Origin of the sequence: Achromobacter sp. 2789STDY5608621, from assembly GCF_001299375.1 — a bacterium.
Lineage (GTDB): Bacteria > Pseudomonadota > Gammaproteobacteria > Burkholderiales > Burkholderiaceae_B > Achromobacter > Achromobacter insuavis.
Genome location: NZ_CYTU01000024.1, coordinates 11,658 through 36,823, shown reverse-complemented (window position 1 = coordinate 36,823; position 25,166 = coordinate 11,658). Strand labels below are relative to the sequence as shown.

The following is a 25,166-nucleotide window of genomic DNA, read 5'->3' as shown; positions in this document are numbered from 1 at the left end:
CGCTGCCCGCTGCCCGCCTGTTCAAGCCGCCACATACTTGAGCCAGCGGCCGCCATCCACCACCATGTTCTCGCCGGTGATGTAGGCGCCCAGGTCCGACGCCAGATAGACCGCGGCATTGGCGATATCGGACTTGTTGCCGAACCGGCCCAGGGCAGTCTTCTTGCGCTCCAGTTGTTCGCGGCCAGTCTCCTGATACAGGCGGCGCACCCCTTCTGTGTCGCCGATGGGTCCAGGCGAAATCGTATTGACGCGGATGTTGTCGCCGCCCCACTCCACCGCCAATGCGCGCGACAAGGAGATGATCCCGGCCTTGGCCGCGCCGGCGTGCGCGGCGCCCGGCCAGCCGCTCAGGCCGAGCATAGTGGCGATGCTGATGATGCAGCCGCCGTCACGGGCCGCCTTCAGATGCTTGTAGGCGGCGTGACAACCGTAGAACGTGCCGTTCAGATCGATGTCTATGACCGTCTTCCAGCCATTGGGCGAAAGCTCGGCGGTCGGGCAATGGAAGTTCCCGGCGGCGTTGTTCACCAGGATGTCCAGCGCGCCGTAGCGCTCGACCGCGGTTTCTATGGCGTCCCGGATCTGCTCGTAGACTCTGACGTCGGTTTGCACGGCCAGGATCTCCAGGCCCTGCGCCGCCAGCGACGCCACGGCGCCGTCCAGCCGTTCCTGGTTTCGGCTCGCCACCACCACCTTGGCGCCCAGGCGCGCATAGGCCGTGGCGATCTCCAGTCCTATGCCGCCCCCGCCTCCCGTTATCAACGCCACCTTTCCTTTCAGCACATCTGCAGCAAACATCGCTTTCTCCTATTTCGCTTGTGTTCCCGGCGCGAGCGGCCTAGTTGATCTTGATTCCCGATTCCTCGATGAGCTTCTTCCACTTGGGACGCTCCGACTCCATGAACGCGGCAAACTCTTCCGGAGTGGTGCTTTTCGGTATGCCGCTCATCCCCTCGACCCGCGCACGGAAGTCCGGCGACGCCACGACCCGGGCGATGGTCTGGCTCAGCTTGTTGATGATGGGCTTGGGCGTACCCGCAGGGACCACCACGCCGTACCAGGCAGTCAGGTCGTAGCCGGGCAAGCCGGATTCAGCCACCGTCGGCATCTCGGGCATGGACGGAACCCGGTCCAGGGACGTCACCGCCAATCCCCGAAGCATGCCGCCGTCGACGAAACGCTTGGTGGCGAAGATGCTGCCGAACACGATGGGCACCTGTCCGCCGACGACGTCCGGCATCGAAGCGCCATCCCCCTTGTAGGGAATATGCGTCATCTTCACGCCCGCCATGGACTTCATCAATTCGCCGGCAAAGTGGGTGCTGGTGCCGTCTCCGCCCGATGCGAAGCTGTACTTGTCGGGATTCGCCTTCAACAGCGCGATCAACTCCTTGATGGTCTTTGCCGGCACGCTGGGATGCACGGCGACCATATTGGGCAGATAGGCCACGAAGGAGACAGGATCCAGATCCTTCTTCGGATCGAAGCCCAGGTTCTTGAACATCATCTGATTGGCCACCAGCGGGCCGTTGGTGACCAGCAGCACTGCGTAGCCGTCGGGGGACATGCGCGCAAATTGGGCCGTGCCTACGTTCCCGCCCACTCCCGGCTTGTTTTCCACGATCACTTTTTGGCCCAGCTGTTCCGTCATCGCCTCGGCCAGGCTGCGCGCCAACGTGTCGGTCGGCCCGCCCGCGGCGAACGGCACGATCATCCTGATCGGCTTGCTCGGATATTCGGCGGCCAAAGCGCTGGTCGCGCTGAGCGCTGCCAGCGCTATCGCCGCCATTCGGGTGGCCATCTTATTGATTGCATGGTTCATGTCTGCTCCTGACTCCCTGGTTGAAAACCCACTCCTGCATTCGTTCTGGGAGAACGCAAACTCCATGCCAAGCTTGGCCTCGCTTCACGCCACACTTCCGTCCTGCGATGTAACCGCCAGCCCGTCGCCGGCTCCCTGCCTCCTGGGCGAACACAAATGCATACTATGAAGACACTCGTTACGCGGCAGGACAGACATCCGCAGCGCACGCAGCGGTGGTACGGGTTTTGCTTCATATCAGAACTCGTCCGGGAAAGTACGGACACGCCAGACTTGCTTAGGAGCCCCGAAATGCCCGCCTTGCCCGATCAACCGTACGCCGGATTGCGCGTCCTGGATCTCAGCCAGGGAGTCGCCGGACCCTACTGCGCCATGCTCCTGCTGGAACAAGGCGCCGAGGTCATCAAGGCGGAATCGCCAACCGGCGATTGGAGCCGCGCCATTGGCTATCAAACTGAAGGAATGAGCGCGCTTGCAATCGCCTACAACCTGGGTAAACGTTCGATCTGCGTCAATGGGCAGACTGAGGCCGGCAGAGACCTCCTACGCCAACTTGCGTTACGAGCCGACGTCGTCATAGAAAGCTTCCGCCCCGGCGTCATAGAGCGCCTGGGCCTGTCATACGCCGATCTTTCGAAAGCCCGGCCCGATCAGGTGTATGTCTCGGTGTCCGCCTTCGGTCCTGACGGCCCCTATGCCGAACGGCCAGGATCGGATTCGACGCTGCAGGCCATGAGTGGAATGATGGTGGTCAACCGGGACGCGCGGGGCACTCCCCGCAAGGTCGGCATCCTGCTGATCGACGTGGCGACGGGCATCTATGCGGCGCAGGCTACGGGCGCCGCGTTGTACCGCCGCGCCGTGCGGGGCCAGGGCTCGCGGGTGGAGGTCTCCCTGCTGGAAGCCGCGGCTGCGGTGCAAAGCGGCGCGATCATCGACGAGGCCCTCAATGCCGGACGCTCCGTGCAGGCTCTCAGCGTGCCGGCCGGCACCTTCGAAACCGAGGACGGGCACATCAACGTCACCTCGCTGCACGACCGGATGTTCGCGGGCCTGTGCCAGGCCATAGGACAGAACGACTGGCTCGCCGACCCGCGCCTGAGCACGGCGACCGGACGTTACGCCCACTGCGAGGAGATCAATTCAACGCTGATACGGATCTTCCGTGCCAAGCCGACGGCACATTGGGTCGAGCGCCTGAACCGGCATGGCGTGGTCTGCGGAAAAGTCTCCGACTACGCCAGCTTCCTGGCCGACGCGCAGGTCAAACAGCAACGGATTTTCGCGATGAGCGAGCAAGGCGGCCCATGCCGCGTGCCGATCGCCCGGCTGCCGGGCACGGCGGCGCCAGGTAGCCAGGAAAAGCGCTCGCCGCGGCGCGGCGAGCACACCCGGCAGATCCTGAGTGAACTCGGTTTGGATGCCGCCCGGCAGCAGGAGCTGTTCAACGCCGGGATTGTGCAGTCCTGACATCCCAGGGCCGGGACTCAGCTCTCCTTGCCGCCTTCCATCAGGCGCAGTTGCTTGTACAGATAGGAGCGGGAGATTCCCAGTTCCTCGGCGACCCGCTTCTTATTGCCGCCGGTGCGCTCCATGGCGTCCGCGATCAGCTCCATTTCGACGCGCTGCTTCGCTTCCCACATGTCGAAGCGGCCCGAGCCCGCGGTCGCCTGCAAGGGGCGGTACTCCTTCTCGGCCCCGATGCCTCCTGGATGCTCCAGACCGCCGAAGCTCTCCAGCGTCAGGCGGCCGCCGTCGCTGAAAATCGCCGCCCGTTCCACCGCGTGCTGCAGCTGGCGCACATTGCCCGGCCAACTCCGCGATTGCAGGTACTGGATGACATGGTCGTCGATGGACTTCTTGGCGACGCCCTGGCGCCTGGCGAAGGCGGCCAGGAAGGTATCGGCCAGCTCGGGGATATCCTCGGGCCTGTCCCGTAGCGAGGGCAGGTAGAGCGTCACGGCGCTGATGCGGTAGAACAGGTCCAGGCGGAACGTATTGTCCGCAACCATCTTCTGGAAATCCCGATGGCTGGCCGAGATCAGACGGAAATCCGAGTGCAGCAGGCGCTCGCCGCCGACGCGCTGGAACGTGCCGTCCTGCAATACGCGCAGCAATTTCACCTGCATTTCCATTGGCATGTCGCCGATCTCATCGAGGAACAGGCTGCTGGTATCGGAAAGTTCGAACTTACCCTTGCGGCCGCGCTTGTCGGCGCCCGTGAACGCGCCGCCTTCATAGCCGAACAACTCGCTTTCCACAAGGCTGATGGGCATCGCGGCCGCATTGATCAAGGTCAGCGGCTTGTCGCCACGCGGGCTGAGCATGTGCAGCGCGTGCGCCACCAGCTCCTTGCCTGTTCCGCTTTCCCCCACCAGCAACACCGGCACGTCCAGCGGCGCGACCCGCAGAATGTCTTCCTTGAGCTGGCGGATGGCCTTGCTGCTGCCCACGATCTGGTCCAATCCGTAGGAACGGTTGCGTATGCCAGAGAGTTCGCGTTTATAGAAGTCACGCTCCTGCCGCACGCGGGCGAGCTCGTTGGAAATGTCTTGGATCGCTTGCGGAATCGACTGCGGGCCCTTGAACATGACCTGGCCGATTGCCGCCACCAGCTTCTTATCGCGGTCGAAGATCGGGATTCGTGAAACGATGCGGGTGACGCCCATTGCCTCATAGGCCTCGCCGATCTGCGGCTTGCCTGTAACGACCACTTCCTGCAAGCGGGTGTTCTCGATCACATCGCTGACCGGCCGGCCGATGGCGTCGCCGCGCTTCAAGCCAATCGACCGTTCGTGGATCGGACTCATGTAAAGCAGATTGCCCGCCGCGTCGACGACGTTCATGGCCTCATAAGGATTGGTGATGAAGTACCGGAAGATGTCCGCGGCGCAATCGACGGTAGAGATAAATTCCGTCAGTTCATCCCCACCTGTGGAGAAGATAAGGAAACACACGCCCTGGTCGCAAACCAGCGCAGCGACACTGTGAGCGGGCTCGATGCCGGGCAAGGCGAACAGGCGTTTGACCGGAGTGCTGGAGCGATCGGCCCACAGGCCGGAGAGCATCCGCGCAATCACTTCCTCCGTGCCCAAACCCGAAGAAAATTTAATCTCGCCGCTCTCGTTCAGGACAAGTATCCCTTCGGTGTCTCTTACCATATCCTCTCGCTCTGCATCTGCCTTCCGTGTCTTTCGTGGCGGCATGTTGGTGGCGAAGAGTGTACTCCACGGCTGCAGCGCTGCAGGCAGCGCCGGCACTACATCTTGCGGCCGATTCCCCGTACGCTAGGCGCTCCGCCGCCCCTTCGGTGCCGTGGTCCGCAATGGCATGGAAATTGCTTAAAAGAAATTTATCAGAAATGCATTTGATGCCCTGCAGCAAACCCTGTCCCTCGATCGGGGCCACGGACGCCGAGGCCGATTTCTGTGTAACAAAAAAACCAACGAACCATCAAGAAGCGTAGAGGAGTGTCATGGCTGGTCCTTTGTCTGAAATCAAAATCGTCGACCTGACGTCCGTAGTAATGGGCCCTTATGCCACCCAGATCTTCGGCGATATGGGTGCAGACGTCATCAAGGTGGAAAGTCCCGATGGCGACATCATGCGCCACATGGGAGTCGGCCGCAGCCGCGCCATGGGGCCGATACATCTCTCCGTCAATCGCAACAAAAGAAGCCTGATGCTGGACCTGCGCAAACCCGAGGCGCGTGCAGCGCTGCTGCGCGTAGTGGCGACGGCCGATGTGTTTGTCCACGCGATGCGCCCGGCCGCCATTGAACGGCTCGGCCTGGGCTACGCACAGATCAAGGAAATCAATCCAGGCATCGTCTACTGCGGCGCCTATGGCTTTGGCGAAGGCGGCCCCTATGCCGATGATCCAGCCTACGACGATATGATCCAGGGTGTTTCCGGCCTGTGCTCGATCAATGCTCATCTGGCGGGCGAACCCCGTTTCACGCCTACCATCATCGGTGACAAAGTTGCGGGCCTGACCATCGCCTACAGCATCCTGGCCGCGCTGTTCCACAAGCTGCGCACCGGTGAAGGGCAGAGCATCGAAGTGCCGATGTTCGAATCCCTGGCCTCGTTCATGCTGATAGAACATCAGTGGGAACGGGCTTTCGACCCGCAGAACGGCAAGGCAGGCTATCCGCGGGTGCTCAGCCAGTTGCGCAAGCCGCATCGGACCAAGGACGGCTATCTCTGCGTGCTGCCCTACACTGACAAGAACTGGAAGGACTTCTTTCAACTGGTCGGCCGCGATGATCTGGCGAAGGATCCGCGCTACGACACGCCGAACCAACGCAGCCAGAACTACGAAACCCTGTACAAGACACTCGGGGACATCATGACCGAGCGGACCTCCGCTCAATGGCTGAGCCAACTCCGAACGCTGAGCATACCCGTCGCGCCGGTCAACAGCCTGGAGGACTTGTTCACGGACCCCCATCTGGCGGCGGTAGGCATGTTTGTACAACAGGAGCATCCCAGCGAGGGCGTGTTGACTCACGTCAGGCCGCCCGTCAAGTTCGGCAAGACCCCAAGCCAGGTCAAGTGCCTTGCGCCGCGGCTGGGCGAGCACAACCGCGAGGTTCTTGCCGCGGCCGGACTATCCGATAACGAAATCAGCGCACTGGCCGAAAGCGGCGCAACCCGCTAAGCAGCTCTGCCCCCCTTTGGCGGGACCGGGAGCCAGTTTCCCGGTTCCTCGAACCAGACACGGAGACCACCACATGGTGTCGCCTTCGCATTTTCTTCCCGCCCCTGCTAGCGCCCGCAAATCCTCCCACTCGCGCACCATCCAGTTGCAGGCCTACGAGCGCGAGGATGGCCTGTGGGACCTGGAGGCGCTGATCGAGGACGTCAAGCCCCAAGCCTTCACCACACAGATGCGGCATTTCGACTGCGGCGTGCCCATACATTTGATGGCGATCCGCGTGACCATCAACGAAGCCCTGGACGTGTTGGACGCCGAGGCCGGCATGCATCGCATGCCGTTTCCCTCCGTCTGTCCCGAAGCCCAGGTGCGGCTGGAGCGGCTGGTCGGCGCGAACCTGCTCACGGGCTTCCGCCAGGAAATCGCCAAGCGGATCCCGACCCATGAGCGCTGCACGCACTTGTCCGAGCTCGCGACGCTGCTGCCGACCCTGGCCGTGCAGACGATCCTGCAGGGCAAGATCTCCCACCAGGACGAGGACGATCCCGCGAAACGCCCCTTGAAGATCGGCGCATGCCACGCGTTGAGAGAGGACGGCCCGCTGGTCAAGGAGCATTACCCGCAGTGGTACACCCCACCAACCGAGGCCTGAGCGCGGCCGAGATCCCGGCGCACAGCTCCTGTCTTCTGGCTGTGCGAACTGCATGCGCCGCGGACACGGTCCGCGGTTTCGCCGCCTCCGGTCGCTGTGGCTGAACGCTGGCATTCATTTTGCTTGAAGGTTCAACCCCTCTTCAAGGAGAAGCATGATGCCCACGCATCACCAGGAAAACATCAGCGCCCAATCCACGGTCCTGCTGGAAAAGGCAGGCGGCCTGGCGGTCTTGACGTTAAACCGCCCCGAAAAGCTCAATGCCCTGTCGACGACAATGCGCGCCGAGTTCGGCGCCCACTTGCAGGACATCGCCGCCGCCCCCGACATCCATGTGGTGTTGCTGCAGGGACTGGGCCGCGCCTTCTGCGTCGGAGCCGATACCGGCGATCTGCCAACGACCCCGCTGGCCTGGCGCGACCGCATTCTGACCGCGCAGCAACACCACATGGCACTAATCAGGATGAACAAGATCGTCATCGCTTCGGTCCAGGGCGCGGCGGCCGGCGGCGGCGCTGCGCTGGCGCTTGCCGCCGACCTGCTGGTCATGGCGGATGACGCAACCCTGCGGTTCCCCTTCGTGCGCCTGGGCCTGATCCCGGACGGCGGCTGCTCCTATCTGCTGCAGTCAAAACTGGGCGTCCCCGCCGCCCTGGACCTGATGCTCACGGGCGGCGCCATGGATGCCGAGGAGGCTCGCCTGCGCGGCCTGACCCGCCGCGTGGTGCCGCGGGAAAACCTGGCCGAGGCCAGCCGCACCTTGGCGGCCGAACTGCTGGCGCTGCCCCATGGAGCGCTGATGCTGACCAAGTCAGTCAGCCGCCAGAGCTGGAGCCAGCCCATGGACAGCGCCATGGCCCATGAGGCCGATGCGTTCGCGCTGGCCACGGCCATGCCTGGACATCAACGCGCGCTGGCGGCGGCGCAGGCGCGCAAATAGCCAGGCCGGCGGGCCCTTGCGGTTCCGCCGCCGCGAACACACAAACACAGTCCCGCATCCGCGTGTATGCCGCGAGTACACCCCGGCACGCGATCCGGACGGCCGTGTGCCTGCCGCTCAGCTCCGGCTCGCGGACGGCAGCGCGTCGCGTGCATCTGGCACGAACTTTGCTTTTGAGCAAACACCCCTTTACCCATTGGAGCGTCCTACATGGCAGCACAGGAGCTGGTAGCAACACAAAGAGACGGAGACGTACTCATAATCCGCCTGGCGAACCCCGAAAGCCGGAACTCGATGACCATGGACATGCGCGAACAGCTCGGCGCGGCGATCGCACTGGCCGAGCGCGAGCCCGGCATCCGCGCGGTCTTCCTGACGGGCGACGGCCCCACCTTCTGCTCCGGCGGCGACCTGAACCATCTGCGCACGGCCTGCGATCCGTGGACGGTGCATCGGCGTTTCCGCAATCTGAGCCGTTGGCTTACGCCGCTGATCACGCTGGACAAGCCAGTCGTCGTCGGCGTGAACGGCCATGCGGTGGGCGGCGGCATGGGCCTCGCGCTGACCGGCGACGTGGTCATCGCCGGCGAAAGCGCGAAGTTCATGTCCGGATTCTTCAGGCTGGGTGTCGTGCCCGACATCGCGGTCATGTACCACTTGCCGCGCCTGATCGGCATGGCGCGCGCCAAGAACTTCCTGTTCAGCGGCGGCACGTACTCCGCGCAAGAAGCCGCCGAACTGGGCCTGGTGTCCAAGGTCGTCGCCGATGCCGACCTGTATGACGCCGGCCTCACGGAGGCCAGGCGGCTGGCCGAGGGGCCCGCCGAGGTCATGGGGCTGGCCAAAGCAGTCATGGCGCGCAGCTTCGAGACTTCGTTGCACGACATGCTGGCATTCGAGGGATTCGGTCAGGTTCTGGCCATGTCCAACCCCGAATTCCGCGAAGGCTTGAATGCCGCCCTGGAACGCCGTCGCCCCGATTTTTCCGGCGCCGCCGCGGTCGCGAACAAGGGAGAAGAAACATGAGCCAGGATCTGCCGCAACCCATCGCCAATGCAGACTCCCAGCCCTACTGGGACGGGGCCCGCGAACGCAAACTGCTGATCCGAAAATGCAAGGCATGCGCAGCGCTGCATTTCATGCCGCGCCATCTCTGCCCTGAATGCTGGTCGGATCAGCTCGAATGGATCCAAAGCAAGGGAACGGGCAGCGTCTACAGCTTTTCCATCATCCGCCGCGCGCCGCTGCCCGCGTTCGCGTCCAGGACTCCCTATGTCACGGCGCTGATCGAACTCGACGAAGGCCCCCGCATGGTCGCCAACATCGTGGGCGACGACGCCCTCTCGGTACGGATAGGGGACAAGGTCGGCGTGGTTTTCGAAGACCGCGGCGATGGCGCCCTGATTCCCCAATTCAAAAGAACCGAGGCCTGACTGGGATTGTTATGAAAGAACGCGCATCGCTAAAGAACAGAATCGCCATCGTCGGCGTAGGCGAATCGGACATCGGCAAGGTTCCCCACATGACGGGCTTGGGCCTCAACGCCCAGGCCGCCAAGCGCGCGCTGGACGACGCCGGATTGCAGGTGTCCGACATCGACGGCGTGCTGACGGCCTACTCCTTCACTGAACCGTACTTCATGTTGGGATCGGTCATCTGCGAGTACCTCGGTATTAAGCCCAGGCTCAACGCATCAATGATCGTGGGTGGCGCCAGCCCGGTCGTCATGCTCAAGCATGCGGCGCAGGCCATCGTCAGCGGCCAGGCTGAGACCATCCTGGTCTGCGCGGGCGAGAACCGGGCCACGGGCCAAAGCCGGGACGCGGCCGTGGCGGCGCTGACGGCGGTGGGCCACCCCTATTTCGAACAGCCCTACGGCACTTCCATACCCGGTTTCTACGCCATGATCGCGTTGCGCCACATGCACAAGTACGGCACCACGCGGGAGCAGCTCGCGCACGTCGCCGTGAACACGCGCACGCACGCCTTGCTGCACCCCAATGCGCACATGAAATCACCCTTGACGCTGGACCAGGTGATCTCCGCCAAACCCATCGCCGATCCGCTGGGCATGCTGGATTGCTGCCTGATCTCGGATGCCGGCGGCGCTTTCATCGTGACGTCCGCCGAGCGCGCGCGCGACCTGAAATGCAAGCCCGCCTACCTGCAAGGCATAGGCGAATACCACACGCATGAGCATCTGATGTGCGCCCCCAGCCTGACCGAGTTCGGCGCAGCCGAATCCGGGCGCATCGCCTACGAGATGGCAGGACTCGCGCCCGGCGATATCGACGTGGCCGAACTCTACGACTGCTTCTCCATCGTCCCCATCCTAGAGGCCGAGGAACTCGGCTTCTGCCAGCCCGGAGAAGGCGGCGCCTTCTTCGAGCAGGGACACGCTCGCATCGGCGGCAGGCTGCCCATCAATACCCACGGTGGGATGCTCTCGCATGCGCACGCCGGCGCCGCGGGCGGCCTGTTCGGCATCGTGGAAGCGGTGCGCCAATTGCGCGGAGGCCTGGGAGAACGCCAGGTCGAAGGCGCGGAGGTGGCGCTCGTGCACAACGAAGGCGGCATCCTGTCCTCGCACGGCACCGCCATCCTGGCCAACGAGAAAGGCTGAATTCAACGCGGCTGGTCCGCATCCGGAAACCACTACAAGGATAACGCAATCATGACCACGACTCCCTCCGCGCGCGGCCGGTACTTCGATGACTTCGAGGTTGGCCAGGAATTCGTGAGCCCGGCCCGCACCATCACGCAGACGGACATCGTCAATTTCGCCTGCTTGTCGGGCGACTTCAATGAGGTCCACACCAATTTCGAATACTGCAAGACCACGCCATTCGGCGAACCCATCGCGCACGGACCGCTGGTGTACGCCATCATGGGCGGCCTACAGTACGCCAGCGGTCTGAACGACGGCACCTTGCTGGCCCTGCTGCAGATCGACGGGTGGAAACTGCTAGACCCCGTCAAGCATGGCGACACCATCAGACTGCATTCGCGGGTCGTCGACAAGAAGGCCAGCAGCAAGCCGGATCGCGGCGTCGTCACCTTCCAACGGCAGTGCGTCAAGCACGACGGCACGATAGCCCAGGAGATGACGGCCACGCTGCTGTACCGCCGGAGAACATCGTGAACGCTCGCAGAAGATACCTTCTGGGCGCCATGCTGGCCGCGCCCCTCCTGGCCGGGCGCACCCTGGCGGCCGACAGGCCCCTGAGAATCGTGGTCCCTTTCCAGTCGGGTTCGGCCACCGACACCGCGGCACGCATCATCGGAGAAAACCTGAGCCGGTCCCTGTCCCGCGCGGTGGTCATAGACAACAAGCCCGGCGCCGAAGGATACATCGCGGTCAAGGAGGTCATGAAGGCGGAACCCTCGGGCGACGTGCTGCTGTTCTCGACCAACACCGCCATCACCGGCATAAATTCTTTCAATGCCAAACCGATCTACGACCCGCTGACCGAGCTGTCTCCCATCAGCCGGGCCGGCGAGTTCCCCTTCCTACTGGTCGTGAACACCGGCCTGCCATTTACGACCGCCCGCGGGTTCGTGGAATACGCCCGGGCCAACCCCAAGAAGCTGACCTATGCGTCTGGCAGTTCGTCCTCCATCGTGGCGATGGCGCAGCTGATGGGCATGGCCGGCCTGGAGCTGCATCACATCCCTTACAACAGCGAACCGCCTGCCGTGGTGGATCTGGTGGGGGGCAGGATCGACGTCATGTTCGCCACGCCCACCACGACCATGGGCTTCATCAAGGAAGAGAAGGTGCGCCCGCTCATGACCACCACCCGGACACGCCTGGAGCAGTTTCCCGAAGTGCCCACGATGACCGATGCCGGCTACTCCAACATGCCGTTGGTGCCGTGGGGCGGGTTCTTCGGTCCTTCCGGAATGCAGCCGGAACTGCGCAGGAAGCTGAGCGCGGAGATCAATGGGGTTCTCGCCCAACCGGACGTGGCGCGCGCGCTTGCCGTTCACCACATTTCGATCTCGACGTCTGGCCCCGACGAATTCTCCGCCTATGTGAAGGAGCAGCTTGCGCTGTCGCTGCAAGTCGTCAAAAAACACGGGCTCGGCAGGAAGTAGACGGAGCAACTGCTGTGCGCCGCCCATACACTGCTGATCGGACCATGAACACCAACGCGCATGCGGACAGTCTCCAGGCGGGCAGGCAGGCGGCGCCAGCCCCTGGCACGGATGTTGCGTGGTTACCCCCGACGCGCCCTGCGTTCATGTTGCCGGCCCGCCCGCAGAGGCAGGCTGAACAATAACTACATATGTATTCTCCGCTGGCGAAAAGCGGAATTGGAGATAAGAATGACCGTTTTCAGAAAACCGCTACTGGCTGCGGCGGCCCTGCTGGCCAGCGTGGCGCTGCAAGGGCAAGCGGCGGCCGGCAGCTATCCGGACAAGCCCATACGCCTGATCACCCCCTACGCCGCCGGCGGTCTTTCCGACATCCTGGCCCGCACGTTGGCCCAGGATCTGTCGGAACGTCTGGGCCAATCCGTCATCGTCGAAAACCGCACCGGCGCGGGCGGCATCATAGGCACGGACTTCGTCGCCAAGTCGCGCCCCGACGGCTACACCCTGGCGCTGGCCAGCCAAGGCCTGGCCAGCGTCAACACCACTCTGTACCCGAACCTGCCCTATAACACGCTCAAGGACTTCACGCCGATCTCCCTAATCGCAAAGTTCTCGCTGGTGCTGGTGACGAACCCCGATCAGCCGATCAACACCGTCGCAGACCTCGTCGACCGGGCGAAGAAGAATCCCAGCGCGCTCAACTATGGATCCGCGGGGAATGCCTCGACCGCGCATTTGACGATGGAAATGCTGAAGGACCGCACCGGCATGCCCATCATGCACATCCCGTACAAGGGCGAGTCCCTGGCGTTTACCGAACTGCTGGGCGGCCGCATAGACGCGACATTCGCGACGGTGGGCGGCGCGCTGCCGCTTATCCAGTCGGGCAAGGTCCGCCCCATCGCTGTGGCCGACAACGCGCGCAGCGCCTTGATGCCCGACGTGCCCACGGTCGAGGAATCGGGCGTGAAGGACTTCAACGTGTTCGGCTGGTACGCCATCCTCGCCCCGGCCAATGTGCCGGCGGAGGTGACGGACCGCCTGAGCAAGGCGCTGATGGATATAGGCAGGAGCGAGAAGTTCCGCGAAGCCATGCGCGTGCGCGGCATGGAGGCCGTGGGCAGCTCGCCGGAAGAAACGACCCGGGTGATCCGCGATGAAACGCAACGTTGGGGCGCCATCATCAAGAAGGTAGGCATCACCGCCGACTAGGCGGCTGCGGCATCGTCCCACTGGGCGGCCCGCTACCGGGCCGCCCTGCCGTCAAGCGCTTACAGTCCCAATTCCCGCGCGATCAATTCGCGCTGAATCTGCGAGGTGCCGCCTCCGACGGTCGCGTTGCGGGCATCGCGCCAATGCCGTTGCATCGCGTGATCCGTGGTGTAGGCGTGTCCGCCCAGGATCTGCATCCCCGAGGCGGTGACCCGCTGAAGCATCTCTGAAACGTAGAGCTTGGCCATGCTGGCTTCCTTGCGGCACGACAAGCCATTGTCATAGCGCCAGGCGGCCATCGCGGTCAGCCAGCGGCCGCATTCCACCTCGGTCGCCATGTCGGCCAGCATGTGCGCGATGGCCTGGAACTGGCCGATGGGGCGCCCGAACTGCTTTCTTTCCTGGGCGTAGATCGTGGCGTCGTTCAAGGCGCTGCTGGCGCAGCCCAGATAGTTCGCCGCGAGCGTGATGCGCTCGCGTTCCAGATGGCGTCCGATATATCCCCAGCCTTTGCCTTCCTCTCCCAGCAGATAGCGCGAGGGCACGCGCACGTCGTCGAAGTAGATTTCCGACAGGCCCAACACGCGGCGGCCGATGACGTCCAGACGCCGGATGGTGATGCCCTTGAGATCATTGGGCACCAGGAACAGGGAAATGCCATCGTGCCGCTTGTCGCTCTTCGCGGTCCTGACGGCCAGCACGATGTGGTTGTCGGGCGCATCCGCGCCGCTGGAGAACACCTTCTGGCCGTTGATCAGCCAATCATCGCCGTCGCGCCGCGCGCTCGTGGTCAGCGACGCCGCATCCGACCCGGAACTGGGCTCAGTGAGGCTGAACGATAGCTTGGCCTCGCCTTGCGCCACGCGCGGCAGGAATTCGCGCTTCAACTCCTCTGGCGCCACATCCGCCAGAATCGAGCAGCCCCAGGCCTGTAGCGCAATGCGCGTCGCGAAGTCCACGCTGGGCTTGGCGACCTCTTCGTAGAGGATGATGCAATCAGACATCGGACTGCCCATCCCGCCGTACTCGGCCGGGACTACCATGGAGACAAAACCGGCGTCGACCATAGCCGCATAGACTTCCTCCGGATACGAACCGTCGCGGTCCCACTGCCTAACTTTTTCGGGCGTGCACATTGAATGCACAAGCCGTTCGATCGCCGAACGCAACATGATCTGTTCTTCAGTTTGATTAAAGTCCATCTGCTTGCCTCCGAGATATTCAATTGCACCTCTGACAGTCGAGTGCCTCATGCGCGAGGAGTCTGTACAGGTGTGAAGATAGGAATTGACCAAGTTGCCTTGTATCAGTTTCTTCTGGGGTCTCTGGCGTTACTCAATCTACCGGCTCGTCCGACGCTGACGCGGGAGTATTACAGCAATCAATGGATGCAAAATTCGGGCCAGCGTCCCCGACCGCAACTCTTGCTCATTTGAGCTCATGGCACTGTCCGTGCGATGAGCACAAATGAGTGGCCCGAGTACACATTTTTGTGTCTCTAGATTCCTGTTCGCGCCTCTCACTTCAATCCTTATATGAGCGCTTCCGTCCGCCTGATCTCCTGAAGTGACTATTATTGATGGAGGCAATTGGCTGTGTAGACGAGCCCCTCCGGCGCTCTCCTGCGGCAAATGAAAAGTTTCGTCTCCTAAAAATTTCGCCTGGCGACTTCTTCAATCCGTCAGAGGGGTGGGATGACGCCGACAAGCCTTCCCCCGTTGAGCGGTGATCCCGGCCGTCCGTCGGCACCTGCTCAATGAGGTCAGGCTGGATCAGGAATACCCTCATGTCCAAGGCGGTGTCGATTAATTACCCCTCTAGAAACGCGATGCAGGCAGAAGTAGAATTTTTTCGATTGGCGCCGGTGCTTTGCGCTGGCGTCAATGGCGCCCCCCGTCCGGCAGTCGGATTGTCATCTCCTGCATCGGCGGAGTCGACTGGATGGCTGTGCAGTACGCCAAGGCGATAAGCCTGAGCGTTGTAGCCGTGGATGCGGACGACGCCAAGCTCGACTTGGGCCGCGCGAGGGCGCCAAGGCCACCATCAACTCCCTGACCACCGATCCGGTCTCCGCGGTGTCGCCGAGACGTTCGAACGAGCGCTGGGCATGGTGCGGCGCACCGACGTGGCGCTCCCCCCCACGGAGCGACGCTATTCGAGGCGTTCAAGGCCGCGGGCCTGAACCAAAACCGCCAGCGCAGTGCCTGAACGCGGCCCGTCAAGACGATTTCGAAGTTTGCGGGGTACGCTAGCCGCGAGCATCAGTCGCGTTTGGGGTCGAATAATGCGGCCTTGCTGGCCGGCAAGAACCCGGCTGACCAGGCGTATCCCGCCTACTGGGCGAAGCGTCCTTCGGCATCCTGCGGATCGGAGGGCACGACAACCACAGTTCGTTCGGACTACGGCGCTGGCGCTGATTGGAGCGACCTGACGATTCCCCCCGATAGGCACAGAGTCCCTACGAACCTGCCCATCCCCCGGCGGCGCGTCACCGAACGTCCGGCCCGAAAGATATGCGTGAGCTCGCGCAACTGGATCGAATGCAGGAATCCCCGAGAGAGATTCGATGACCCGCCCCGACAAGTCAATGTCCTCCGCACGAGAGGCAAGCAGGGTCAACGCCGTGAATAATAGCGCCAGGTGGGACGGCAACACGCTGGTCTCCGACAGCGTGTCTCTGAATTTCCACCTTCAACGCCCACAGCGAGACAGCCCCGAAGTCGTTCACCTTGGGTAATGCCTGGAGAAGCGCGCAACACTGCATCATTCCGGCCGATGCCATCTTCGAGCCTGACTGGCGCTTAGGCACGGCCGCCGCGACCCGCTTCACCCGGACGGCACACCCATCGGCATTGCACGTTTGTCGCACCGGTACCGCGATCCCGCCGGGCAATGACAGGAAAGCTACACCAAGCTGACCATCAAAGCGGGCAAGGACCCGCTTTTCCGTGAATACCACCAGCCCGGCAAAGAAAAGCGCATGGTTGTCATCCTGCCTGAGGGCGCTTACCGCGATTGGTTTACCGCGCCTGTCGACGAATGCGGGGATTTCCTGGTGCCCATTCCAAGCGACAAGCTGGTGGCCACACCCGTGCCCTAAGTCGGCCGCATCGTATCAATAGCAGCAGCCACCGGCTGCATGCGAGGCTGAGCGGCGCGTCATCCAGAACTTGACACTCGAAATCGGTCTTCCGGACGTCATATCCGGCTGTAAGCCAAGGTCGGAAGCCGCCGACGATGGGGTCCGTTTTCGGCCATAAGCTGAAATCCAGCCGAGGGACGTCCGAGGTTAAACCGGGTGCACTTTAGAAGAGGAACTACCGGAAGCGCTCTCCGAGCGCGAATTCAACTGCCGCGTCGACATGGATCGAAACCGAATCGAAACCCGGCAATGCGTTGAAATGCTTGCTCCGCACGCGCAGATCGTTTGCCTCGCCGACCTCGAAGAACAAACCTTCGATTATGCGGAGCAGCCACACGTTCGAAACCTGGTTCAACCAGGAATTCAAACCCCAGTCGTAGATAAGAATGTAATTTATCCCTTGCGCCGCGCTGTTAGGTAGCAGTGAGGTGCTCGTAGAGAATCGTGGCGCCTACCATGATCAGCACGAGCCCCCCCACCAGCTCGGCGCGTTTACCTATGAGCGAGCCTAGCGCCCGGCCAGCCATGACACCGACGGTGACCATGACAAACGTACAGAAGCCGATGACGAGCGAAACCGCGATAATGTTGACGTCAATGAACGCAAGTCCTACACCCACCGCCATGGCATCGATGCTTGTGGCCAGACCCGTAAGCGCAATCGCGGCGATTTTCTTCTCTTTGCTTGATACCGGCGCCGCCTCTTCCCCCTCATCCGGCTGACTCGCTTTGTAGATCATATGCGCGCCTAATCCAATCAGGAGCACGAAAGCCAACCAGTGATCGTAGGCTTCAATAAGATTTGACGCCACAGAGCCAAGCAACCACCCAACGGCAGGGGTGATAGCTTCCACCACGCCGAAAATAAGGCCGATCTTAAGCGCCTCGAAGAGGCGGGGTTTGTACATGGCGGCGCCGCGCGCGAGGGCGGCGGCAAATGCGTCGGTGGACATGGCCAAGCCGAGCATGAAGACAGAGATGGGATTCATGGTAAGAAGTCGGCCGGGCATTGTGGGACACGACGAACATCGTCCGCGCCCGGCCTGGGCTGTCGGAAGATGCTCGTTGGTCTCGCCTACGCTGGGTTGCCTTCGCCACGGCCGTGGGGGCCGAGCTTGTTGACGAAAGCTTCTTCCAGGCAATCTGGAAGCCGGCTACTCCCCAAAGAGGATCGCTATTGTAGCGGCGCCGCCCACGATTGCCAAATTGGCGGCCGCCACTACGACAGCAATCCAAGCACAACAGTCGTTGGTTAGAGCACATCCGAACTTCCGCTTTGGGTCGGTCGGAAGCCGCCGTTCGGCGACGGCCGGGCCTATCCGTGATTTTGTGTGCGGGGCATATCATGAGGACTAAAGATCATGGATATGCCGATGAAGAAGAAACGCACGGCAGCCGCTCAGGCAGCGGCCCGTGGGCGGCTGCCTGAAGTGCCGGCCGAGTTGCTGGACCATCTGGTCAAGGGACCGATGACGCCCAGCGAGGTTCAAGACCTGTTCCCGCGCACGACGGTGCAGACCTGCATTGTGCATCTGATCCGCAACAGCCTGGATTACGCGTGTTGGAAGGATCGCAAGGCCGTGGCGGCCGAGCAGGGGCTGCAAACATTCGCCGATGGGCCCTGGGGGATCAAGTACCCAACGATCGTCGCGGCCTGGCAGCGGGCCTGGGAGAACGTCACGCCGTTCGTCGTCTTCCCGCCGGACATCAGGCGCGTGATCTATACGACGGATGAAAACGACAAGCCCCAACGCGATTTTTTTATGAAATCCGTGTCCCCGGCCATAACAGTGGGGCGTCGCGCCCCTTGGGGCGCGCCTCCTTCCATCTTGAGAACAGCCGTTGATAGGTACGTTCAGCCTGCGCAGCGACGGCCCGTTCTTCAGGCCGATTGCCACCGTGGTGTTTACGCCGGTGATGGTCAGCAGACTGCGCAGTCGTTCGTCACTGATACTGACCTGCGCCAAGGCCCGGTCCACCTCTCGCAGATCTTCACCAAGGCGGTCCAGTTCCCGCAGGCGTTGCTCGACGCCCAAGCGCTCATCCATTGGCAGAGGCTGCGCGCCGAGCCACACCCGTCCCTTCTCGCCAAACAGGTGCGTAGCAGAACACCGCGCGATCAGATGCACAGCCAGCACCGCATGGACTCCGTTCTTGAGCCTCGTGCGTTGCCGAACGAGTTGTGCCCGGCGCGAGACCTGTCGGCGTAGAGCCAGCGTGTTCTCGTCGGGCATCCAGACTTCGGGCAGGAAATGGCTCGCGTACAGTTGTGCGAGCACCGCCGCGTCAATCTTGTCTGTCTTGACGCGAGCCTCGGCGATGAGCCGTACCTGTAGCGGGTTCGCAATCGCCACGCGCGCCACATGCGGGCGAAGCACATTGACGATGGCAGCGATGTTGCCCGTCGCCTCGAGCACCACATGATCGCTCTTGTGCAACTTCGCGGCAAAGCGTTCTAGTTCATCTCGTCTCAGCCCGGCACGGCCACCTGCACGCAGTACGCCGTCCTCCAGGTACGCAATCTCAGCGACGGAGCGAGAAACATCTAACCCTACGATTCGCATAACCGTTCTCCCATTCGAATGAATGTAGGGAGCCGGTGGGACAGCACGACAACTACGGATTCGCGCTCGCAGCGCAACTGGGCGGGTCGCAGGGGCGGCCAACTACTAACACGAGCTCGCGGCTCATCGTATAAGAACGGCCTGACCACCCGAAGTGCTCCCCAGTGCCCCGTGTCCCGAATGGTCACATCCATACGCCGGAACTGCGCGGCGCGGAACGGTGGGGCGCTGGCTATATCATGCCGGTTACCAACGCCATCGAGAGCTTGAACATGCAATTGCGAAAGATCATCAAAGACGCGCGGTCACTTCCCCACCGACGAGGCCGCCATCAAGCTCCTATGGTTGGCGCTACGCAACGTGCTGGCCAAGTCCGTGAGGGCGACCTTCGACTGGAAAGCCGCCATGAACCGGTTTGCTATCCTGTTCGGCGAACGGTTTGCTGCGGCGCGGGGATAACAACTTTTAAAACGCCTCGCCCACAGAAATACGGACAGGCTCCCAACCGCGCCCCTACAACTTTCACCCAATGCTGAGCCCCCGTCCGCGCCCAAGGGCCGCGTCCCCCAGTCACCGCCTCCTTCTTCGATTGAACGGCGGATTGGTGGCGACTGCCTTCACCACCGCCCCTCCCGCCAATCACAGGTGAGATTGCTCCCCTGCCGACGCAGGCCCGCCACAGCGGTCAAACGGTAGACACTCGGCAAACACCACGGCCACGACTCCAACCGGAGTCGTGCTGGCCGGAACGGTGACGCAGCCGCAAGTCAAATGTCCACGCTATGTACGTCAAGGCCGTAGGGCATCTACCAGTATCCTTTTCATTAGCGATCTAAGTATTCTGATTGAAGCCCGCAAAGACGGGCCGCCCTTTCCGTGGCTCACGATCAGGAGACATCCCCATGTGCCCGCCCAGCGCCCGGCCTCCCTAGCTTCTGTCCATCTTCAAGATCCGTCGCCTCGGATCGACCATCGTGAGCCCTCAGCGCTCCAGGAGCACAAGTATCCCGACCTGCCCCGAAAAGGAATGGCAAGGGACGAGCTCGTCTTTCAAAGAGGAAGCTTGATGAACTCTGATTTACCCAATGCTGCGCATGAAGTACCAGGCCTGAACGCATCGATGCCTTCAAATCTCGATCTCTATTACGGGGGATCGTGGCATCGCCCAGCGCACGCGCGCTACTCCGTTATCCGTAATCCCGCCACAGGGGGGAAGATCTGTGACGTCGCGCAAGGGTCGACCGCGGATGTAGAGAGCGCCATTACCGCAGCGCAAGCCGGTTTCCTGGCGTGGAAGGCCATCCGCCCCCTGGAACGCGCCAAGTCGATTCGCGCCTTTGCCCAACGTCTTCGAGAGAACGCCAAGGAACTCGCGCTGATAGACGCGGCGACCGGGGGAAATCCGTGGCGCGACCTGGTCATGGACGTGGAAATTGCCGCATCGCAACTTGACTTCTTTGCAGGGCTGGTAACGGAGATGAAGGGGCATTCCGTGCCCATGGGGCCAGGCGATTTTTCGTTCTCGGTGCGCGAGCCCTTGGGCATCGTTGCCCGCATCATTCCCTTCAATCACCCCCTCATGTTCTCCGCCGGCAAGGCAGCCGCCCCGCTCGCTGCCGGCAATTCGCTGATCATCAAGCCGCCGGAGCAGGCGCCCGTTTCTGCGCTGCGACTCGCGGAGCTGTCCGAGGGCCTGTTTCCCGCCGGCGTATTCAATGTGATACCTGGCGGAAAGGAAGTGGGTGCGGAATTGGCGTCGGATCCGCGCGTTTCCGCTGTTGCGGTCATAGGGAGCGTTGCAACGGGAATCGCCGTCGGTCGAGCCGCCGCCGAGACCGTCAAGCCCGTACTGCTGGAGCTCGGGGGAAAGAATGCGTTGATCGCATATCCCGACGTCGACCCTGCCACGGTCGCAGCCGCGGTCGTCGCAGGGATGAATTTTTCCTGGTGCGGGCAATCCTGCGGCTCGACGAGCCGAGCGTTCATTCACGCCGACATCTACGACGAAGTAAACCGGCTACTCATCGACCACTGCCAGGCGCTTGTCCCCGGCATCCCGACGGATCCTGCCACCACCATGGGCTGCATCATCAGCCGCGCGCAGTACGACAGCATTCGCCAGTACATCGAGCTTGGGAAACAGGAAGGAGCGCGTCTGCTGTGTGGCGGCAAGCCGCCCACGGACCCGCGGCTCCAAGGCGGCTTCTTCCTGGAGCCCACCGTGTTCGTGGACGTCAAGCAGCACATGCGCATCGCGTCCGAAGAAATCTTCGGCCCGGTTCTTTCGGTGCTCAAGTGGGAAGACGAGGGCGCAATGCTGCAAGACGTGAACGCCCTGCCCGTTGGCCTCACCTGCTCAATCTGGACCCATGACCTGCGGCACGCCCAGCACTGCATCGCCAATGTCGAGGCTGGCTACGTGTGGGTGAACGAAACGTCGAAGCACTTCCTTGGCACCCCGTTTGGCGGTCACAAGCAGTCCGGCCTGGGACGCGAGGAATGCCTTGAAGAACTTCTGAGCTTCTCCAAGGAGAAGAACGTCTACCTGAAGGCGGTGCCCAGCCATCGCACCGCGTAACCCCTGGAGTGTCGATGAAAACCCCTGAAGAATCCAGAAGCCGGCCCGTAGCCCCTATCGTTAACAGCGCCGATGACTGGCGAGCCGAAATGCTGCAGCTTGCCCAGAAAAAAACGCCGAGCTTCTTCCATCTGACCGCCCCGCTTCCCTCCTCGGGCCGTACCAATCAGGTGCTCGGCGCCACTGACATGCTGAGCGTCGTCCTCAAGACGTACGCCGAGGGTGGCGAGAACGAACTGCACGCCCATCCCAACGAAGACCACGTGTTTGTGGTGCTGCAAGGAGGTGCGCGGTTCGAAGGACCCGCTGGAGAAGTGCACGAGGCGCGGCGTTACGACTGCGTCTTGCTACCCGCCGGGAGCTTTTACAAATTCCAGGCGTTCGACGATGAAGCGTTGGTCCTGCTTCGAATCGGCGCGGCCGTTTCGCCGGGCGCGGACGTCCTGCAGCGTGTTGGAATGGACGGCCGTCCTTTCGATGGCTATTCGGCAGAGAACAACGAGATTCCACCAACCTTTATGGCAGGGCGGTACTTCGCCTGATTGGTGCAGACCGAAAAAACATAAAGGCTCCATGCGAGCCGAGGAGGAAGACATGAAAATCACTATTGCGTCCGCGCTCTGCGCGCTCTGTGCCGCATTTGCCGCAACTCCCGCTGCGGCCACACAGCAATACCCTGAAAAGGCCGTGAAACTGGTCATTCCGTTCACGCCGGGCGGAAGCAACGACGTCCTGGCCCGCGTCATCGCCCAGGAGCTCAGCGCAAAATGGGAACAGCCCGTCATCGCTGAAAACAAGCCTGGGGCCGCTGGCAACATCGGCGCCGAACTCGTCGCCAGGTCTCAGGCGGACGGATACACGCTGCTCATCGCCGCCAACAACGTGATGTCCGTAAATCCTGTCATGTACCGGCAGAATTTCGATCCGGCAAAGGACTTTTCCCCGATCACCTTGCTTGGGACGGTTCCCGTCGTGTTGGTCGTCAACCCCTCGGTCCCGGCGAAATCGTTGCGGGAACTCGTCTCGTACGCCAAGGCGCACCCAGGCACATTGAATTACGCCTCCTCGGGAGCCGGGTCTCCCCAGCACCTCTCGGCCGAACTATTCAAAAGCGTCGTCGGCATAAGCATGACGCACATCCCCTACAAGGGCGCGGCCCCTGCCACCGCCGATCTTCTGGCGGGCCAGGTCCACGTACTGTTTGCGCCGTTGAACTCGGTTCTGCCCCACATTCAAGCCGGGAAGCTTCGGGCGCTGGCGCTCGGAAGCAAGGATCGTTCAGCCTTGCTCCCAGGCGTTCCCACCATCGCCGAAAGCGGATATCCGAGCTACGAGAGCGACATCTGGGTGGGGCTGGTTGCCCCCGCCGGCACGCCCGCTGGCGTTCTGCAGAAGATCAATCAAGACACCCGCGCGGTCCTGACGAAGCCCAGCGTGAAAAAGTCTCTGACCGAACAAGGCATCGAAGCGAAGACAAGCACACCCGAGGAATTTCGCGAACTTGCGGCACAAGACCTCAAGCGCTGGGGCCAAGTCATCAAGCATGCGGGAATCTCTGCGGAAAGCCGCTAAGCCTCCCCGCGTTTCCGCCAGCGCACCGCCCGTGCCTGCGCACCCGATCAAGATCATCAATGTGAGTTCGATATGAGCAAGGACTACCCTCGTCGCGATGTGCCCGTGCCCTCTCCGTCTGAAAGTGGATGCTGGGGAAGCGACGTCATCGCCGACGCGATTCGAGACGTCGGCATCCGTTATCTCTTCGTCAACCCGGGCGCCAGCTTTCGTGGGCTGCACGATAGTCTGGTGAACCACCTGGGCAACCAGCAGCCGCAAATGCTGCTGGTGTTGCATGAAGAGCACGGCGTCGCCATGGCGCACGGCTATGCCAAAGTGACGGGAGATCTGTGCGGCGCCATTGTCCACAGCAACGTTGGCCTGATGCACGCATCGATGGCCATCTTCAATGCCTGGGCGGACCGCACCCCGGTCCTGGTACTGGGAGCGACCGGCCCCGTAGACGCGGCGAAACGCCGTCCCTGGATCGACTGGATACACACTGCGCAGGACCAGGGCGCATTGGTTCGTCATTTCGTCAAATGGGATGCGCAGCCGGCATCGCCCAAAGCCGCACAGGAGGCGATCGCCAGGGCGGTGCTGATGTCGAACACGGCGCCGCAAGGTCCCACCTACGTCTGCTTCGACGCCGCGCTACAGGAAGCGCCGGTCAATGACCGGCCGCCTCGGCTGGACCGGACCCGCTACCCCCAGCCCGCGGGCGGGCGGCCGCTGGCGCGGGACGTGCGCCAAGTACTGGAATGGGTCCGGGCCGCGCGGCGACCCGTGGTCCTCATGGGGCGAGTCTCTCGAAACACCGCCGACTGGGAGCAGCGCGTGCGGCTCGTGGAAAGCTGGGGAGCCTTGGTCTTGACCGATCTGAAACTTGGCGCCGCCTTTCCCACCTCGCACGGCGCACATGGCGCCGCCCCAGGGTTCTTCCTCTCTCCCCAGGCCGCGGGGACACTTAGGCAAGCCGACCTGATCGTCAGTCTGGACTGGCTCGACCTGGCCGGGACACTGGGCCAGGCCTTTGGCGACGCCGCATGCCATGCTCGCGTCGTCCACGTGTCTTTGGATCAGTACGTCCACAACGGCTGGTCCATGGATCACCAGGCGCTGCCCCAGACAGATCTCACCCTCTTGTGCGACCCTGACGCCTTCGTGGCGTCGGTCGTCGAACATCCTGATTTTTCCCAAGTGGACAAACGACCCTCCCCCAGCGAGCGCCCATATCCGCGCAGCCAGATTGCAAAGTCGGACACGATTTCCATCGCTCAGCTTGCCGCCGATGTCGAGGCGGCCGCCGCAGGGCTGGACATGAGCCTGATCCGCCTGCCGCTAGGATGGTCCGGCGACCTTTGCGACTTCGACCACCCGCTCGACTATCTCGGCTACGACGGCGGCGGCGGGATCGGGTCAGGGCCAGGCATGGCGGTAGGCGCGGCGCTGGGGCTCAAGGACTCCGGCCGGCTTCCCGTCGCGATCATCGGCGACGGAGACTACCTCATGGGCGTATCCGCGCTCTGGACCGCCGCCAACGCCAGAATTCCATTACTGATAATCGTCGCCAACAATCGATCCTTCTTCAACGACGAATTGCACCAGGAACGCGTCGCGCGGGATCGCAGCCGGCCTATCGAGAACCGGTGGATCGGGCAACGCATCGATGATCCCGCGCCTGATCTGGCAGGGCTGGCCCGCGCACAAGGCCTTACCGGCTTTGGCCCTGTCTCCGAGCCGGCGGAATTGGTGGGCGTCTTGCGAAACGCCGTGGAACTCGTGCGCGCCGGGGGTAGCGTCGTCGTCGATGTCCACGTGACGCCGGGATACAGCCCGGCAATGTCATCGGGCATGACACGGTCGCACGACGATTAGCCGCTGATATCCTGGCAGGCCGCGGCCATCCTGCATCGGCACGGCGGCGTCACAGATAGGGAC

20 protein-coding genes, 3 pseudogenes and 1 riboswitch are annotated in these 25,166 nt (G+C 62.6%); of the genes and pseudogenes, 16 read left to right on the top strand and 7 right to left on the bottom strand.

Annotation, left to right across the window (positions count from 1 at the left end; all coding sequences use genetic code 11):
• Positions 1 to 21: 21 nt before the first annotated feature.
• Together AOZ53_RS20665 and AOZ53_RS20660 are read right to left on the bottom strand one after the other, a co-directional pair.
• On the bottom strand, positions 22 to 801 hold the full coding sequence (locus tag AOZ53_RS20665; RefSeq protein WP_054428378.1) for a glucose 1-dehydrogenase: 780 nt from the start codon (positions 799 to 801) through the stop codon (positions 22 to 24).
• A 40-nt stretch (positions 802 to 841) separates the two neighbouring features.
• The gene (locus AOZ53_RS20660) at positions 842 to 1,825 is read right to left on the bottom strand and encodes a Bug family tripartite tricarboxylate transporter substrate binding protein (protein ID WP_054428379.1); all 984 of its coding nucleotides are present in this window, start codon (positions 1,823 to 1,825) and stop codon (positions 842 to 844) included.
• Positions 1,826 to 2,116: 291 nt separating this feature from the next.
• On the opposite strand from AOZ53_RS20660, the gene AOZ53_RS20655 reads away from it, so the two are divergent.
• Entirely contained in the window at positions 2,117 to 3,295 is a 1,179-nt protein-coding gene (locus AOZ53_RS20655; protein ID WP_054428380.1) for a CaiB/BaiF CoA transferase family protein, read from the top strand.
• 17 nt (positions 3,296 to 3,312) lie between these two features.
• Here AOZ53_RS20655 and AOZ53_RS20650 read toward each other — a convergent pair whose 3' ends face one another.
• The gene (locus tag AOZ53_RS20650; RefSeq protein WP_054428381.1) at positions 3,313 to 4,986 is read right to left on the bottom strand and encodes a sigma-54 interaction domain-containing protein; all 1,674 of its coding nucleotides are present in this window, start codon (positions 4,984 to 4,986) and stop codon (positions 3,313 to 3,315) included.
• A gap of 314 nt (positions 4,987 to 5,300) precedes the next feature.
• Here AOZ53_RS20650 and AOZ53_RS20645 point away from each other — a divergent pair, with 314 nt between their 5' ends.
• The 9 genes from AOZ53_RS20645 to AOZ53_RS20605 all read left to right on the top strand — a co-directional run bounded on the left by AOZ53_RS20645 (position 5,301) and on the right by AOZ53_RS20605 (position 13,387).
• Complete coding sequence (locus AOZ53_RS20645) at positions 5,301 to 6,488, top strand: CaiB/BaiF CoA transferase family protein (RefSeq protein WP_054428382.1); 1,188 nt, start codon at positions 5,301 to 5,303, stop codon at positions 6,486 to 6,488.
• Between the two features lie 73 nt (positions 6,489 to 6,561).
• Entirely contained in the window at positions 6,562 to 7,137 is a 576-nt protein-coding gene (locus tag AOZ53_RS20640; RefSeq protein WP_054428383.1) for a DUF2889 domain-containing protein, read from the top strand.
• Positions 7,138 to 7,291: 154 nt separating this feature from the next.
• Complete coding sequence (locus tag AOZ53_RS20635; protein WP_234353514.1) at positions 7,292 to 8,077, top strand: enoyl-CoA hydratase/isomerase family protein; 786 nt, start codon at positions 7,292 to 7,294, stop codon at positions 8,075 to 8,077.
• A 210-nt stretch (positions 8,078 to 8,287) separates the two neighbouring features.
• On the top strand, positions 8,288 to 9,103 hold the full coding sequence (locus AOZ53_RS20630; protein ID WP_054428384.1) for an enoyl-CoA hydratase/isomerase family protein: 816 nt from the start codon (positions 8,288 to 8,290) through the stop codon (positions 9,101 to 9,103).
• A complete protein-coding gene (locus tag AOZ53_RS20625; protein WP_054428385.1) occupies positions 9,100 to 9,510 on the top strand; it encodes a Zn-ribbon domain-containing OB-fold protein in 411 nt (136 codons plus the stop codon). Before AOZ53_RS20630 ends, AOZ53_RS20625 begins: the two co-directional genes overlap by 4 nt.
• Before the next feature lie 11 nt (positions 9,511 to 9,521).
• Entirely contained in the window at positions 9,522 to 10,700 is a 1,179-nt protein-coding gene (locus AOZ53_RS20620) for a thiolase C-terminal domain-containing protein (protein WP_054428386.1), read from the top strand.
• A 51-nt stretch (positions 10,701 to 10,751) separates the two neighbouring features.
• Complete coding sequence (locus AOZ53_RS20615; RefSeq protein ID WP_054428387.1) at positions 10,752 to 11,219, top strand: MaoC/PaaZ C-terminal domain-containing protein; 468 nt, start codon at positions 10,752 to 10,754, stop codon at positions 11,217 to 11,219.
• Positions 11,216 to 12,175 (top strand): Bug family tripartite tricarboxylate transporter substrate binding protein, encoded by a 960-nt coding sequence (locus tag AOZ53_RS20610; protein WP_127185446.1) that lies wholly within the window; start codon positions 11,216 to 11,218, stop codon positions 12,173 to 12,175. The genes AOZ53_RS20615 and AOZ53_RS20610 overlap by 4 nt, the downstream gene beginning before the upstream one ends.
• Before the next feature lie 282 nt (positions 12,176 to 12,457).
• On the top strand, positions 12,458 to 13,387 hold the full coding sequence (locus AOZ53_RS20605; protein WP_231690651.1) for a Bug family tripartite tricarboxylate transporter substrate binding protein: 930 nt from the start codon (positions 12,458 to 12,460) through the stop codon (positions 13,385 to 13,387).
• A gap of 59 nt (positions 13,388 to 13,446) precedes the next feature.
• Here AOZ53_RS20605 and AOZ53_RS20600 read toward each other — a convergent pair whose 3' ends face one another.
• The 3 genes from AOZ53_RS20600 to AOZ53_RS20590 form a co-directional block, all read right to left on the bottom strand.
• Positions 13,447 to 14,589 (bottom strand): acyl-CoA dehydrogenase family protein, encoded by a 1,143-nt coding sequence (locus tag AOZ53_RS20600; RefSeq protein WP_054428390.1) that lies wholly within the window; start codon positions 14,587 to 14,589, stop codon positions 13,447 to 13,449.
• Positions 14,590 to 16,704: 2,115 nt separating this feature from the next.
• Positions 16,705 to 16,884, bottom strand: a complete 180-nt coding sequence (locus tag AOZ53_RS20595) for a hypothetical protein (RefSeq protein ID WP_054435595.1) — start codon at positions 16,882 to 16,884, stop codon at positions 16,705 to 16,707.
• A 58-nt stretch (positions 16,885 to 16,942) separates the two neighbouring features.
• Positions 16,943 to 17,518, bottom strand: a complete 576-nt coding sequence (locus AOZ53_RS20590) for a manganese efflux pump MntP (RefSeq protein ID WP_054435593.1) — start codon at positions 17,516 to 17,518, stop codon at positions 16,943 to 16,945.
• Between the two features lie 16 nt (positions 17,519 to 17,534).
• Positions 17,535 to 17,704, bottom strand: a riboswitch (yybP-ykoY riboswitch).
• Positions 17,705 to 18,022: 318 nt separating this feature from the next.
• On the opposite strand from AOZ53_RS20590, the pseudogene AOZ53_RS33650 reads away from it, so the two are divergent.
• Positions 18,023 to 18,262: pseudogene (locus AOZ53_RS33650) on the top strand (transposase); the annotation flags it as partial.
• 456 nt (positions 18,263 to 18,718) lie between these two features.
• Here AOZ53_RS33650 and AOZ53_RS35070 read toward each other — a convergent pair.
• Positions 18,719 to 19,093 (bottom strand): annotated as a pseudogene (locus tag AOZ53_RS35070) (transposase); the annotation flags it as partial.
• Between the two features lie 236 nt (positions 19,094 to 19,329).
• Here AOZ53_RS35070 and AOZ53_RS33640 point away from each other — a divergent pair.
• From AOZ53_RS33640 to AOZ53_RS20565, 5 genes and pseudogenes are all read left to right on the top strand, one after another.
• Positions 19,330 to 19,552 (top strand): annotated as a pseudogene (locus AOZ53_RS33640) (transposase); the annotation flags it as partial.
• Positions 19,553 to 20,159: 607 nt separating this feature from the next.
• Positions 20,160 to 21,671, top strand: a complete 1,512-nt coding sequence (locus AOZ53_RS20580; protein WP_054435600.1) for an aldehyde dehydrogenase family protein — start codon at positions 20,160 to 20,162, stop codon at positions 21,669 to 21,671.
• Positions 21,672 to 21,685: 14 nt separating this feature from the next.
• Positions 21,686 to 22,213 carry a cupin domain-containing protein gene (locus tag AOZ53_RS20575; RefSeq protein WP_054435588.1) on the top strand — a complete coding sequence of 176 codons (528 nt, stop codon included), beginning with the start codon at positions 21,686 to 21,688 and terminating at the stop codon, positions 22,211 to 22,213.
• Positions 22,214 to 22,265: 52 nt separating this feature from the next.
• Positions 22,266 to 23,243: a tripartite tricarboxylate transporter substrate binding protein gene (locus tag AOZ53_RS20570; protein ID WP_054435599.1), complete on the top strand. Its 978-nt coding sequence runs from the start codon at positions 22,266 to 22,268 to the stop codon at positions 23,241 to 23,243.
• A 72-nt stretch (positions 23,244 to 23,315) separates the two neighbouring features.
• A complete protein-coding gene (locus tag AOZ53_RS20565; protein WP_054435586.1) occupies positions 23,316 to 25,103 on the top strand; it encodes a thiamine pyrophosphate-binding protein in 1,788 nt (595 codons plus the stop codon).
• Positions 25,104 to 25,166 lie beyond the last annotated feature (63 nt).